15 protein-coding genes are annotated in these 12,518 nt (G+C 62.4%); 2 read left to right on the top strand and 13 right to left on the bottom strand.

What is annotated here, in order from left to right:
• Positions 1-8: 8 nt before the first annotated feature.
• Positions 9-404 (bottom strand): group III truncated hemoglobin, encoded by a 396-nt coding sequence (locus ACTXGA_RS17725; RefSeq protein WP_443395938.1) that lies wholly within the window; start codon positions 402-404, stop codon positions 9-11.
• Between the two features lie 2 nt (positions 405-406).
• A complete protein-coding gene (locus tag ACTXGA_RS17720) occupies positions 407-562 on the bottom strand; it encodes a hypothetical protein (protein WP_170940954.1) in 156 nt (51 codons plus the stop codon).
• A gap of 80 nt (positions 563-642) precedes the next feature.
• Between ACTXGA_RS17720 and ACTXGA_RS17715 the strand changes: the two genes are divergently transcribed.
• A complete protein-coding gene (locus ACTXGA_RS17715) occupies positions 643-1,071 on the top strand; it encodes an RrF2 family transcriptional regulator (RefSeq protein WP_443395937.1) in 429 nt (142 codons plus the stop codon).
• 162 nt (positions 1,072-1,233) lie between these two features.
• Here ACTXGA_RS17715 and ACTXGA_RS17710 read toward each other — a convergent pair whose 3' ends face one another.
• From ACTXGA_RS17710 to ACTXGA_RS17700, 3 genes are read right to left on the bottom strand one after another with little or no spacing between them, the layout of a single operon-like run.
• On the bottom strand, positions 1,234-2,397 hold the full coding sequence (locus tag ACTXGA_RS17710; RefSeq protein ID WP_443395936.1) for an NUDIX domain-containing protein: 1,164 nt from the start codon (positions 2,395-2,397) through the stop codon (positions 1,234-1,236).
• Positions 2,357-2,797, bottom strand: a complete 441-nt coding sequence (locus tag ACTXGA_RS17705) for a TrgA family protein (RefSeq protein WP_443395935.1) — start codon at positions 2,795-2,797, stop codon at positions 2,357-2,359. Before ACTXGA_RS17705 ends, ACTXGA_RS17710 begins: the two co-directional genes overlap by 41 nt.
• A gap of 3 nt (positions 2,798-2,800) precedes the next feature.
• Positions 2,801-4,006 (bottom strand): class I SAM-dependent methyltransferase, encoded by a 1,206-nt coding sequence (locus ACTXGA_RS17700; RefSeq protein ID WP_443395934.1) that lies wholly within the window; start codon positions 4,004-4,006, stop codon positions 2,801-2,803.
• A gap of 144 nt (positions 4,007-4,150) precedes the next feature.
• Here ACTXGA_RS17700 and ACTXGA_RS17695 point away from each other — a divergent pair, with 144 nt between their 5' ends.
• A complete protein-coding gene (locus tag ACTXGA_RS17695) occupies positions 4,151-4,570 on the top strand; it encodes a hypothetical protein (protein ID WP_443395933.1) in 420 nt (139 codons plus the stop codon).
• 13 nt (positions 4,571-4,583) lie between these two features.
• On the opposite strand, the gene ACTXGA_RS17690 is transcribed toward ACTXGA_RS17695, so the two are convergent.
• The 8 genes from ACTXGA_RS17690 to ACTXGA_RS17655 all read right to left on the bottom strand — a co-directional run bounded on the left by ACTXGA_RS17690 (position 4,584) and on the right by ACTXGA_RS17655 (position 12,518).
• Positions 4,584-6,005: a cryptochrome/photolyase family protein gene (locus ACTXGA_RS17690; RefSeq protein ID WP_443395932.1), complete on the bottom strand. Its 1,422-nt coding sequence runs from the start codon at positions 6,003-6,005 to the stop codon at positions 4,584-4,586.
• Between the two features lie 62 nt (positions 6,006-6,067).
• Positions 6,068-7,270, bottom strand: coding sequence for an aminotransferase class V-fold PLP-dependent enzyme (locus ACTXGA_RS17685; RefSeq protein WP_443396011.1), 1,203 nt, complete (start codon positions 7,268-7,270; stop codon positions 6,068-6,070).
• A 127-nt stretch (positions 7,271-7,397) separates the two neighbouring features.
• A complete protein-coding gene (locus ACTXGA_RS17680) occupies positions 7,398-9,053 on the bottom strand; it encodes a BCCT family transporter (RefSeq protein WP_443395931.1) in 1,656 nt (551 codons plus the stop codon).
• A gap of 64 nt (positions 9,054-9,117) precedes the next feature.
• Complete coding sequence (locus ACTXGA_RS17675) at positions 9,118-9,531, bottom strand: universal stress protein (RefSeq protein ID WP_443395930.1); 414 nt, start codon at positions 9,529-9,531, stop codon at positions 9,118-9,120.
• A gap of 255 nt (positions 9,532-9,786) precedes the next feature.
• Entirely contained in the window at positions 9,787-10,203 is a 417-nt protein-coding gene (locus ACTXGA_RS17670) for an HIT family protein (protein ID WP_443395929.1), read from the bottom strand.
• On the bottom strand, positions 10,200-11,195 hold the full coding sequence (acuI, locus tag ACTXGA_RS17665; protein ID WP_443395928.1) for an acryloyl-CoA reductase: 996 nt from the start codon (positions 11,193-11,195) through the stop codon (positions 10,200-10,202). The genes ACTXGA_RS17670 and acuI overlap by 4 nt, the downstream gene beginning before the upstream one ends.
• A 100-nt stretch (positions 11,196-11,295) precedes the next feature.
• Positions 11,296-11,814 carry a DinB family protein gene (locus ACTXGA_RS17660; RefSeq protein WP_443395927.1) on the bottom strand — a complete coding sequence of 173 codons (519 nt, stop codon included), beginning with the start codon at positions 11,812-11,814 and terminating at the stop codon, positions 11,296-11,298.
• Positions 11,811-12,518 (bottom strand): DUF1326 domain-containing protein, encoded by a 708-nt coding sequence (locus ACTXGA_RS17655; protein ID WP_443395926.1) that lies wholly within the window; start codon positions 12,516-12,518, stop codon positions 11,811-11,813. The genes ACTXGA_RS17660 and ACTXGA_RS17655 overlap by 4 nt, the downstream gene beginning before the upstream one ends.

Genomic DNA, 12,518 nt, shown 5'->3' with positions numbered 1-12,518 from the left:
GGCCGAAATCAGCCCAGATCGGGCACCATCTCCGCACCGCAGGACGACGGCAGCCCATAGCTCAGCCCGCGTCCGATCCTATGGGCCAGCGCCGACCAAGACGCGGCCAGCATCGGCGGCAGTTCCTCTTGCAGAACGCTATCGAACAACGACAGCCAGACCGTGAAATGCGTGCTTTTGACATTGCCCGCAGCGGCATGCACCTGCATCGGATTGCCGTTATAGCAGCGCTCCAACAACAGGGCGTTGCGCCAGAACCGCACGATCTTGGCCTCATGCGGCGGCCAGTCGTCCACATGGGCGGCAAACACCGGCCCAAGCACCGGGTCGACGCGCACGCGGGCGTAGAACCGGGCCACAACCGTTTCAATCTGCGCCACGGTGACGGGAATGCGCGGCGGCATGGTCACACCACCAGCACCCAAACAACGGTCAGGCTCAGCACCAGATAGACCAGCGTGTTGACCATCCAGCGCAGCAATCCGGCCTCACCCTCCGGGTCGACGCCCAATTTTTCGCAGACCTTGGTTCCTGGCCACAGGAAGGCATCAGAGAGTGTCATGGGAATCGCCTTTATTTGGTATTTTTGATGCGCATTATCTAGCACTGTCAAATGCGCATTTCAAATGCTAAATAAAGGCCATGCAACTGGACAAATTCACCGATTACGCCTTGCGGATCTTGATGACATTGGCCGTGCGGTCGCCTGACCGCGTGCCGACATCGCAGATCGCCGCACTTTTTGACCTGTCGGACCATCACCTGTCCAAGGTCGCGACACAGCTTGTGGCAGAGGGCTTTGCGCGGTCCGAACGCGGGCGCAACGGCGGGCTGACCCTTGGCCGCAGTGCAGAGCTGATCCGCATTGGCGACGTGGTGCGGGCGATGAAACGCGATGATCCGGTAGCAGAGTGTTTCGGGGCCAACACCTCCTGCCTGATCCTGCCCGCCTGCGGGTTGCGAGGGCCGCTGGCGCAGGCACAAGAGGCGTTCTTTGCCACTCTGGACGGCTATACACTGGCGGATGTGGTGCGGCCCCAGAGCGCGCTGGCGGCGCTGCTTGACGGCTGACCGCTCCAACGGCAGGGGACGCCGGGCGCAGCCATGTTCCGGCCGTCCAGACCGGGACGCGCGCCGTTTCACGGCCCGCCCGAACGTTACCAAAAGGTAAAACCGCCTCTGTAACCCATTGATTCTGCATTCCCCCTAAGCTGTCCACGCGTGGACACACCCTCAGGCCGACCGCAACTGATCCCGCCGCGCTGCCACCCAATTGATCAGCATCGCCAGCGGCAGGGCGTTGATCTCCCCCGTCTCCACCAGCTCCATCGCATGATCGAAAGACACCACATGGCTGCGGATATCCTCATGCTCTTCATCCAGACCGCCCATGCCCTTGTCCCGGCCGGAAAGGTCGCAGAGCCCCACGTAAGAGTGATAGAATTCGGTCGTATACCCGGGAGAGGCATAGCCCCGCGCCGCCAGCCTCAATTCACGGACCTCCACGCCCGCTTCCTCAACCGTCTCGCGCCGCGCCGCCTCTTCCGGCGTCTCCCCCGCGTCGACCACCCCGGCCACCGCCTCCAGTACCCAAGCCGCCGGATCGCCGCGATGGATGGGGCCAAAGCGCATCTGCTCGATCAGCAGCACCTTATCCAACACCGGATCATAGGGCAGCACCAAAGCCACGTCGAAGGCGATGAAACACTCCCGCTCCAGCGGCGCGCTCCATTCCCCATCGAAGCGCCGATAGCGCAGCCGAAACGGATCAATCCGGAAGAACCCCTTGTAGGGCTGTCCGCGCAGACCCTGATACTCCACATCCTCCGGCGCGTTCTTGCGCCGCAACGTCTGCGGCGCCCCGGTCGCGGCGATCTGCATCGCCCATGCCCGGGCGCGGAAGAACGGCAGCATCCCCGCCGCCTCCTGCGCGGAATAAGCCCCGCGCCGGTCCATCAACTCACGCGCAGCCCCCAGAGTGACGCCGCCCCATTTTTCGGCCCAGTCGTCCAACGACCACGCGGCCCCCGGTTGCCACTTGTCCGTTTCCGGGAAAAAGACCCCCGCCTCGACCAGGCCATCATGGGTCTGCACCGTCATGACCCGCGTCTTGTAGACAAACCCGCCCTCATAATAATCCAGCGCCGCGCGGTCCTCGTCGCTCAGGTTGCGGACCAGCAGCCCCTCGGCCTCGGCACCCTCGCGGGCGACGATCATCGGAAAGGCCTGCCCTTCGGCCCAGACCGCAGCGTGAGCGGGCAGACGCGCCGGTTCCATGTCAGGCATGTGCCCGAGGATCAGCTCCGGCAGCGGCGCGTACCGCAGCGTGCCGTAGAAAAACAGCGTAGACAGGGGATTACCTCCAGAATTTGCCCACAACTTCGGACACGAAGGCACTGATGATCCCCCCGGCAAGCAGGACAATGATCAACTGCACGTCCCAAAGGATAACCGCGTATTCGATGACAATCTCGAAAATCGCGGCGACCGCCTCGAACGGGTCGTCATAGCGACGGGCAAAAGACAGGCGCACCATTTCATTGGTGGCCTGAACGAAAAGACCGACAACCACCATGACCACCGCCGAGGTGATGCCGTTGTTGATCACTGCCGTCGGCCCCTGTCCCGCGCGCGGGCCAAGGAACAGCCATCCCACCAGAAAGCCGATCGTCGCGTTCACATAATTGAACCACCCAAAGTCGACACTGAAGGGCAGCAAGGGCTTGATCATGTCCGACGCGATCCATCCCACCAGCGCGAGACTGAGGGCAGCAAAGAGTTTCGCGGCGTTGGGCATCTGTCAGCTTGGCTTTGCTATTGTGATCTGGGTCACATCACAGTTACCGCTGTGAAAGGTCGCCGCGCAAGAGGCGAGGTAGAAATTCCACATTCTGCGGAACCGGTCGTCAAAGCCAAGCGAGGCCACCTCGTCCCAGCGATCGTTGAATGTTTCGTGCCAGCGGCGCAGCGTCTGGCTATAGCTTTCGCCGAATTCCAGGCTGCGCACCACGTGCAGGCCGGCTTTCTCCACCTCGGCCCGCAGCACCTCTGGCGAAGGCAACATGCCGCCCGGAAAGATGTATTTCTGGATGAAATCCACGCCCCGCCGATAAATTTCCCAGCGCTTGTGCTGCACCGTGATGATCTGCAGCGTCGCCGTCTTGCCCGGTTTCAGCCGTGCCCTGACGGCGTCGAAATAGACCGGCCAGTACTTTTCGCCCACCGCTTCGAACATCTCGATGGACGCGATCCCGTCATAGGTGCCACGCTCGTCGCGGTAATCCTGCAGTTTGAAATCGACGCGATCCGACAGCCCGGCGCGAGCGATGCGCTCCTGCGCGTAATTGAATTGCTCCTTGCTGATGGTCAGGCCGGTCACGCGCAGCCCGCGCTCCTTGGCGGCATATTCCGCGAACCCGCCCCAACCACAGCCGATTTCCAGCACGTGGTCGCCCGGCTGCGCCCCCATCTGGTCCACCATAGAGGCGTATTTCGCCTCCTGCGCCTTTTCGAGGCTCTCCTGACCGGTCATGAACAGAGCCGAGGAATAGGTCATCGTGTCATCCAGCCAAAGCCGGTAGAAATCATTTCCCAGATCGTAGTGGTGCGAGATGTTCTTGCGCGCCTGCCGCTTGCTGTTGGACTGCAACCAGAAGCGAAAGCGTTCAAAGGCACGCACCAGACCGCCGCCGGGATAGCCGTCGAACATCTCTTCGTTGGCATGCACAAGGTCCAGAAAACCGATCAGATCCGGCGTTGACCACCATTGATCGAGGTAAGCCTCACAGAACCCAAGGTCGCCCTCGCGGATCAGGCGGGCAAACACGTCGTCGTCGTGCAGACGAAGCTCGGCGACCGGTCCGGCAGCGCGCCCACGGGCGCGAAACACCCGCCCGTCGTCCAGGACAAAGTCCAGTGTCCCGCGCTCCATTCTGTTCGCCATCTCGAAGACCCGCGCGAAGTATCGCGGAAGATTGGCTTGGCCGTGCGTATCAGTGAGGAGCATGAGCATCCCTGCCTTGGATCAATTCGTGGAAAGTTTATGGCGCGAGGTCTTGTTGACAAGGATTTGTGCTTTGGAATCCGGCAAACATGGTGTTTCCTGTAGGTAGTCCGGGACGAAACATTCCCTTGAAACGGGAGAGGACAGATGAAAATACATTTCACGGCAGTATGCCTGCTGGCGATTGCAACGTCCGGCTGCGGCAAGATGATGAGCTTCGTGGGGCTCCAGAAGGCCGAAACGCAGGCCCCCGCAGCGTCCGCCGCTCCTTCTCCGGCGCCGCTGTCGCTTTCCGAACCCGTACGTCAGGTTCAGCCCGCGCCGCAGGTAACCGGTGGTTCGTGGGAGCGCAACGTGGCGCGCGACATTCCCTATTACAACATGTCGGCCCTGCCGGTCGCGATCTACAGCGACATGGAACTGACCCAGAAGGTCGCCACGCTCGCCCCCGGTTCGGGCGGCTTTGTCGAAACCTGCTCGGATGCCAAGCCGGTGTGCAAGATCGCCTATGCGGGCTCTTCCAGCGGCTGGGTCAAGATGGATCGCATGGGCGGCGTTTCCAACTGACCGCGCCCGCAGATCAGAACCCACGGTTCTCATAGGCCGAAAGCGCCCGCTTGCGGCCTTCGTCGGCGCTGACAATCGGGTCGGGGTAGTCATCCCCCGGCTGCATGGTCCAGCTTTGGGGAATGGCGTCGAAATAGCTGAGCGCCTCGTCGGACGGGGATTTTTGCCCCTCCGCGATCCAACGGTCGACGTAGCGGCGTTTCGGATCGAATTTCTCGCGCTGGGTGACCGGGTTGAACACCCGGAAATAGGGTGTCGCGTCCGGCCCGGACCCGGCCGACCATTGCCATCCCATCGCATTCGAGGCCGGGTCCCAGTCGATCAGGCAATCCTCGAACCACTTCATCCCCACCTTCCAATGGGTCAGCAGGTGCTTGGTCAGGTATGACGCCACGACCATGCGCACCCGGTTGTGCATGCGGCCCGTAACGTACATTTCGCGCATGCCCGCATCGACAAAGCGGATCCCCGTGCAACCGCGCTTCCAGTCGCGCACTTCTTTCAGGCGCTCGTCCGTGTTCCACGGAAAGGCGTCCCATTCCTCGCGCCAGTTGTCGGTGGCGATGCGGGGGGTGTGCCACAGCAGGTGATATGCAAACTCGCGCCAGACCAACTCCTTGAGAAAGGTTTCGGCCCCCTTGCTGCCCTCTTCCATCTTGCGCCGCCCCGCGTGCCAGCACTGGGCGGGTGTGATTTCCCCCACCGCCAGGTTTTCGCTCAGGCAAGAGGTGCCGTCGGTCCACGGCAGGTCGCGCCTTTCGTCGTATTGCCCGACGCTGTTGTCGATGAACTCGGCCAGCCGGTCCTGTGCGGCCTCTTCGCCCAGCCGGACATAGGGGCGCACGACGGCGGCACCGCGATCCATGGCGCGGCCCAGCGCCCAATCGTCAAGGTCCTCACTTGCGGGCCAAGCCGCCGGCGCGGGCAATTTGCCTGGGATCGGCAACGGCTCTGCCACCTCGCGGTCCCGGACCGATTTCCAGAACGGCGTGTAGACTTTGTAGTACTGGCCTTGCTTGGTCTCCACCGTCCAGGGTTCGAACATCAGGTGCCCGGCAAAGCTCTGCACGTCGCGCCCCGCCTCTTTCAGTGCAGATTTCACATCCGTATCACGCGAAACGCTGTCGGGGTCATAGGCCCGCATCCAGTAGACGGCCCCTGCCCCCGTGTCTTGGGCAAGCTGTGTCAGGACATCCACCGCCTTGCCCGACCGCAGGATCAGCTTTGAGCCGCGCTTGGCCAGACGCTCGGCCAGATGGCCAACCCCAAAGCCCCAGCGCCACTTGGGCGCGGCTCCCAGTCCGTCGACCAGCCCGTCGCGGATCACCACCGGAATCACCGGCCGTCCGGTTTTTACGGCAGCGCTGAGCGCGGCATGGTCGGACAGGCGCAGGTCGCGCCGGAACCAGACGAGGATCGGGGAGGTCTCGGACAAGGGGCTCTCCTGCCTTTGTGTTGCCCGTCAAGCAGATAGCGCGTTCGGGCATAGGACAAGGGTCAGAGCACGGCGTCCAGCGCATCGATGACCTGCGCGACCTCTTCCGCGGTCGTGTAATGGACAAAGGACAGCCGCAGCACACCCATTGCTGGGTCGATGCCCATGGCCTGCAAGGGGCGCACCGCGTAGAAATCGCCACCGCCCGCCATGACGCCATGCTGGGCCAGCCGCGCCGCGACCTGTTCGGCGTTTCTGTTCAGGGCCAGAGCCACCGTCGGCGCGCGGCGCGATGCCTCATCCGGGCCCAGCAGACGCACTCCATCACGGTTTGCCACCGCATCCAGCAATGGCTGCAACAAGGAAATCTCATGCGCGCGCATCAGGTCATGGACCTCATGCGCCTCGACGGCGTGATGCGCGGCCAATTGATCGACATAATCGGCCATCCCGGCGCAGGCCGCGACCTGCGCATGATCCGGCCCAGCGGGCGTAAACCGCTTGGTCAGCGACCCGGCGTTGAAGACATGCCCCTGATTGGGCAGCACCTCTGCCAGTGCCCGGCGCACCACCATCAGCCCCTGATGGGGGCCGAAGGTCTTGTAGCTGCTGAAGAGGTAAATATCGGGGCCAAGCTCTCCGACATTGGGGAAGCCATGCGGCGCATAGCTGACGCCATCGACACAGACAAAGGCCCCGGCAGCATGGGCCAGCGCGGTGATTTCCGTCACCGGGTTGATCTCTCCGACCACGTTGGAACAATGGGGGAAACAGACCAGCCGCACCTTTTCGTCCAGAAGCGGTTCAAGCTCTTCGGGGTCAAGATGGCCCGTATGCGGGTCGATCATCCACTCGCGGATTTCGATGCCGTCCGCCACCAGCCGCCGCCACGGGCCGGAATTGGCCTCATGATCCTGATTGGTGACGACGATGGCCTCTCCCGGTTGCATGAACTGACGAAAGGCCTGCGCGAGCACATAGGTGTTCTGCGTCGTCGAGGGCCCAAAGCTGAGTTCATCCCGCGCCACCCCCAGCAGCGCGGACATGCGCGCCCGCGCCTCATCCATCTCCGCACCGGCGGCCTGACTGGCCGCGAAGGGCGCATAGGGCTGCACCTTGCGTTCGCGGTAGAAGCGGCTCAGCCGATCGACCACGGGCGCGCAAGCGTAAGAGCCGCCCGCGTTCTCGAAGAAGGCCTGCCCCTGCAAGGAAGGCTCGGCAAAGGCCGGAAACTGCGCCCGCACGAAATCGACATCCAGCATGATGGCCCCTTTGCACTGATGATCCTGCGACAATGCCCGCCGGACCGGCGGCGTCAACCCGGCGATTGACCCCGAAAACGCGAAAGGCCCCGGCGCTGTGCCGGGGCCTTTGAAGAGGGTCGGAGCCCGATCAGGTATTGGCCTGTTCGGACCGCAGCCCTTTCCAGATCGCGACGCACATGACCAGAAGGATCAAGGTGAACGGCAACCCGGTAGAGATCACCATGGCCTGCAGAGAGGTCAGCCCGCCGCCCAGCAAGAGCGCAATGGCGACAAGCCCCTCGAATGTGCACCAGAACACCCGCTGCGGGACCGGCGCGTCGATCTTGCCGCCGGCGGTGATCGTATCGATGACCAGTGAACCGGAATCCGACGAGGTCACAAAGAATACGATCACCAGCACGATACCGATGGTCGAGGTGATCCCCGACAGCGGCAAACCGTCGAGCATCGCAAAGAGCGACAATTCGGGTTTGTAGGCATCGATCACATTGGCCTTGACCGAGCTCGTTTCCGGGTTGGCGATCATGTCGCTGATTGCCGAGCCTCCGAAGGTCGCCATCCAGAAGACGCAGACAAAGGACGGGATGATCAGAACGCAGATCACGAATTCCCGGACCGTCCGCCCCCGGCTGACGCGCGCGATGAACATGCCCACAAAGGGCGACCAGGAAATCCACCACGCCCAGTAGAAGGCCGTCCAGCCCTGCATGTATCCCGTGTCTTCGCGTCCGAAGGGGTTGGACAGAGCAAAGATTTCCTGTCCGTAGGCGCCAAGACCCGCAACGAATTCAGTTATGATCGTTCCCGCTCCGGCCGCAAACAACACGAACAACAACAGCGCCGCTGCAATCACCATGTTGATTTCGGACAGGATCTTGACCCCGCCATCGAGTCCGCGAAGCACCGAAATCAGCGCGATGGCGGTGATCCCGATGATGAGGATGACCTGCACCGTGACGCTGGACGGAATGCCATAGATGTAATCCAGCCCGGCATTGGCCTGTTGCGCGCCGACCCCAAGAGATGTGGCAAGGCCGAAGAGCGTCGCAAAAACCGCCAGCGTATCGATGATGTGACCCCACCAGCCCCAGACGCGATCGCCCAGGATCGGGTAAAAGGCAGAGCGGATCGAAAGCGGCAGCCCCTTGTTGTAGGAGAACAAGGCCAACGCCAGAGCGACGATGGCGTAGATGGCCCACGGGTGCAGCGCCCAGTGATAGGATGTGGCGGCCAGCGCCATGCGGCGCGCTTCCTGCACGTTCGCTTCAATCAGGCTGCCGTCTTCGGCAAAGGGGCGTACCACACCCAGAGGTTCATCGCCCCAAGGCGTGCCAAAGTAATACGCGGGCTCAAGGACGCCAAAAAACATGAGGCCGATCCCCATGCCCGCGGCAAAGAGCATCGCGAACCAGCCTGCGTAACCGTAATCGGGCTGCGCGTCCGCCCCGCCCAGACGCACGCTGCCCATAGGCGACACGATCAGAAGCAGGCAAAATAGGACAAAGATGTTGGCCGCCATCAAGAAGAACCAGTCAAAGGTGCTGGTTAGCGCCGGTCGCAGCCATCCGAAAAAGGTTTCGGCAGATTCCGGAAAGATCAGCGCCCCAAAAACGAAGGCGACAATCGACAGACCCGAGATCATGAAGACCGGGTTGTGAATGTCCAATCCGAACGGGCCGATCTGTGTTTCGATGTTGTCCTGACCGATCTCGTAATCGGTTTCGATCAGGTCCGCGGCGCCTTCCGGCTCGCGTATCCCCTGATCGTTTGTGTTGTCAGCCATGTCAGGCCTCCTTGTATTTCAGCGTTTCCTTTGTCCGGTCCCTGTTCCGGGCCGTGGCCAACCGCTAGCGCACCACCATGACGGAGACCTTGGCGTGACCGGCAATCGTGCCGCCGTTCGATGGCCAGATGTAATCGGTGATGTTGGGCACATGGCTGGCCATGACCACCAAGTCGGCACCGGTCTCATCCACCGCCTTGAGCAGCGCCGGGTCCAGATCGGTAGATGGGTCATGACTGGTCACCGCATGTGCCTCGACAGATATGCCGTAGTCCGCGCCATGCGCGTCGGCGAAGGCCTTGAGCTTGTCTGCGAATTCCGCTGGCGTATGTGCGATGGAACTCGGCGCCGCCGCAGAAACGCCGACATAGACCAGCGTCGCCTTGTAATTTCGTGCCAGGTCCGCCGCACAGCCAAGCGCCTTTTCAAGGCGATCGGCATGCCGAAGGTCAACCGGCACCATGATCCGTTTGAACACGTCCCACTCCTTTCGATTATTGGCCGGGTCCGCGCATCCAAGGGGATCCGTCTTCCCGGCGCTTTCGATTGCAGGGGGCTGTTCGCGCCCCTCTGATCCCCGCAAGCCTAACCTGAAATTGCCCGAATGAACACGCCCGCAGGACGCATCATCATCCGAAACCGACATCACCTGTCGCAAAACCTTTGACGAGACAACAGAAAACCCCGCCGATTGTTCCATCGGCGGGGCCATAGTTTTTTAACGGTCTGGCGGTCAGTTCAGCGCAGTGCGCAGTTTGTCGGCAATCTCTGAGATTTGCGCCATATCGCCGGGCTGCCCCGGTCGGCGCAGGCTTACCCCCTCCCAGCGCGGCAGAACGTGGAAATGCAGGTGAAACACCTCCTGCCCGCCCGGTCCCTCGTTGAACTGCTGCACCGTGACGCCATCGGCCTGCAGCGCCCGCATTGCGGCCTGCGCCACCTTCTGCGTGGTTGCGACAACGGAAGAAAGCTGATCGGCCGAGGCATCCAGTAGATTGCGGCACGGTGTCTTGGGGATGATCAGGCTGTGGCCATCCGCACGCGGAAAGATGTCCATGAAGCAGAACGTATCGTCATCCTCGTAGATCTTCGTCGCGGGGATTTCGCCGCGCAGAATCTTGGCAAAGATGTTCTGATCGTCATAGCTCATGCGTTCACATCCACCACTACGCGGCCCTTGACCTGCCCTTTCAGGATATCCTTGCCCAGTTGCGGCAGGTCGGAAAGGGTTGCGGGCTGTACCATGGCCTCCAACTTGTCCATCGGCAAATCCTGCGCGATGCGCTGCCACGCACGCAGGCGGTTGTCATAGGGCTGCATGACGCTGTCGATGCCGAGCAGGTTCACGCCGCGCAGGATGAAGGGAGTGATCAGCGCGCCTTCGATGGCCGCCCCGCCCGCCAGGCCAATGGCCGCAACGGAAGTGCCGTATTTCATCTGCTTGAGCACGCGGCCCAGCATGGCCCCCGCCACCGCGTCGATGCACCCGGCCCAGCGTTCGCCTTCCAGCGGCTTGCGCGTCACCTCGGTCAGGTCTTCGCGCGCGACGATCTCAGTCGCGCCAAGGCCGCGCAGGTAATCCCCCTGCTCCGGACGCCCGGTCACGGCGGCAACCTCATGTCCCAGATTGGCAAGGATCGCCGTGGCGACCGATCCCACGCCACCTGCGGCACCCGTCACCAGCACCGGGCCGTGGCCGGGTTTCAGACCGTGATCCTCCAGCGCCATGACCGCCAGCATCGCCGTCAAACCCGCCGTGCCGACCGCCATGGCCTGCCGCGCGTCCAACCCATCAGGCAGCGGCACCAGCCAATCCGCCTTGACCCGCGCCTTTTGCGCATAGCCGCCCCAATGCGCCTCACCCACGCGCCAGCCGGTCAATACGACCTTGTCGCCCGGCTTGTAGCGGTCATCGGACGAGGTCTCGACCGTTCCGGCAAAATCGATACCGGGCACATGCGGGTACTTGCGCACAAGACCACCGCCCGGACCGATGCAGAGCCCGTCCTTGTAGTTCACCGTCGAATAATCGATGGCGACCGTCACTTCGGCGTCGGGCAGATCATCAAGTCCGATCTCCTTGACCGCAGCAGAGGTCTTGCCGCTTTCCTCGTCCTTGTCGACGATCAGTGCCTTGAACATGGTAATCTCCTTGTATTCCTGTTTCGTCCTGCGGCACGGCCAAGGGACGGTGGGCGGGGCGCCTCGGCGCAGCCGACAGCGTCCCTCCGTCCCTTGGCCGTCAGATCCAGGGCCCTTCAGTGGGCATGAAGGCCAGATCGCTCACCGGGGCTTTGACCCCGGCGGCGGTCAGCATCGCATGGATCTGTCCGCGATGATGGGTCTGGTGGTTGAACATGTGGACGACGCACATCGCCAAGGGGGCAGCCATCTCGCGCCCTGCGGCGCCCGAATACCACGTCAGATCCCCGGCAAGGTCCACGGCGCGCAGACGTTCCGCCCAGAGCATGATCTCGCCATCGGTGCGGAACCGCTCCACTTCCCACGCCGGGCCGCTGGCGGTCAGGTCGGTGGTTTCGGTGATCCCGCCCGCAGGCGGTGCAGAGCCCGCAAACCGCGACATCCATATCCGGTCCCCCCACAGCAAATGGTTCGCCGTTGCAAGGATAGAGCCGAAAAAGGCACCGCGATCCTGTTTCGGTTCCGCCGTGTCCAGCTTGGCAAAGGCCGCCTTCAACTGCCGGTTCTGCCAGCCGTTGTAACGCGCCATCATCACGCAGTAGTCCGGCGTCACGATCACTTGGCCGATCCTTTCCAGTCGATCGCGCAGATCTCTGCCGACTTGCCTGAGTTGTCCCAGATGCGGCCGTAGTCGCGCACCTTGCTCTTCAACCCGCGCGCGACGATGATGTCCGGCCCCATCCAATACTTGGTGTTCTTCATCACGATGGGCTCATCCGGCGATCCGCCCTCGACCATCTCGATTTCACCCTGGATCTTGCGCCCGATCTGCAGGCTGCGGCGGCGACCTTCGCGTTTGATCACCACCTTTTCACGTTCGTGCCCGATGATTTCGGAGACCAGCAATGTAAACAGCCCGGTTGTTCCGCCGGCCTCGCCGGACAGGATCTTGAGCAAGCCGTTGTACGCGGCGGGCGTCGCACTGTCATCGATGTAGACGGCCACCTTCCAGTCGCCCTCGGCCATCTTGCCGGGGATTTCGACCATCAGGCCCACGTTGATCCCGGACAGGCTTTCACCTTCGAAATGGCCCTCGTCGATGGCAATGGCCATCCATGTCTTGCAGCTTCCATAAGTTGGCGGATGCTGGCCCAGGCTGACGACGCAGGGGCAGAAAACCTCGCAATTGCAGTTGAGGAACAACTCCCCCTTGATGGCCCAGTTTGTCGGGCGCATCTGGCGACGTTTGGGGTTGGGCATCCGCTGGTCGATGCGTTGACTGACCGGCAGGCGGTCTGCCTCTGGGCGTCGGTTCAAGGCCAT

The sequence above is a fragment of the Antarctobacter jejuensis genome (genome assembly GCF_052266595.1).
Taxonomy (GTDB): Bacteria; Pseudomonadota; Alphaproteobacteria; order Rhodobacterales; family Rhodobacteraceae; genus Antarctobacter; species Antarctobacter jejuensis.
Note: the sequence above shows the minus strand (reverse complement) of the source record. Positions and strands in the feature narration are given on the sequence as shown.

Coding starts and splice junctions, on each gene's coding strand:
- ACTXGA_RS17655 (WP_443395926.1), bottom strand. CDS start 12,518: ATGGCCTTGAACCGACGCCCAGAGGCAGACCGCCTGCCGGTCAGTCAA.
- ACTXGA_RS17705 (WP_443395935.1), bottom strand. CDS start 2,797: ATGCCCAACGCCGCGAAACTCTTTGCTGCCCTCAGTCTCGCGCTGGTG.
- ACTXGA_RS17695 (WP_443395933.1), top strand. CDS start 4,151: ATGAAAATACATTTCACGGCAGTATGCCTGCTGGCGATTGCAACGTCC.
- acuI (WP_443395928.1), bottom strand. CDS start 11,195: ATGTTCAAGGCACTGATCGTCGACAAGGACGAGGAAAGCGGCAAGACC.
- ACTXGA_RS17715 (WP_443395937.1), top strand. CDS start 643: ATGCAACTGGACAAATTCACCGATTACGCCTTGCGGATCTTGATGACA.
- ACTXGA_RS17725 (WP_443395938.1), bottom strand. CDS start 404: ATGCCGCCGCGCATTCCCGTCACCGTGGCGCAGATTGAAACGGTTGTG.
- ACTXGA_RS17670 (WP_443395929.1), bottom strand. CDS start 10,203: ATGAGCTATGACGATCAGAACATCTTTGCCAAGATTCTGCGCGGCGAA.
- ACTXGA_RS17680 (WP_443395931.1), bottom strand. CDS start 9,053: ATGGCTGACAACACAAACGATCAGGGGATACGCGAGCCGGAAGGCGCC.
- ACTXGA_RS17720 (WP_170940954.1), bottom strand. CDS start 562: ATGACACTCTCTGATGCCTTCCTGTGGCCAGGAACCAAGGTCTGCGAA.
- ACTXGA_RS17700 (WP_443395934.1), bottom strand. CDS start 4,006: ATGCTCCTCACTGATACGCACGGCCAAGCCAATCTTCCGCGATACTTC.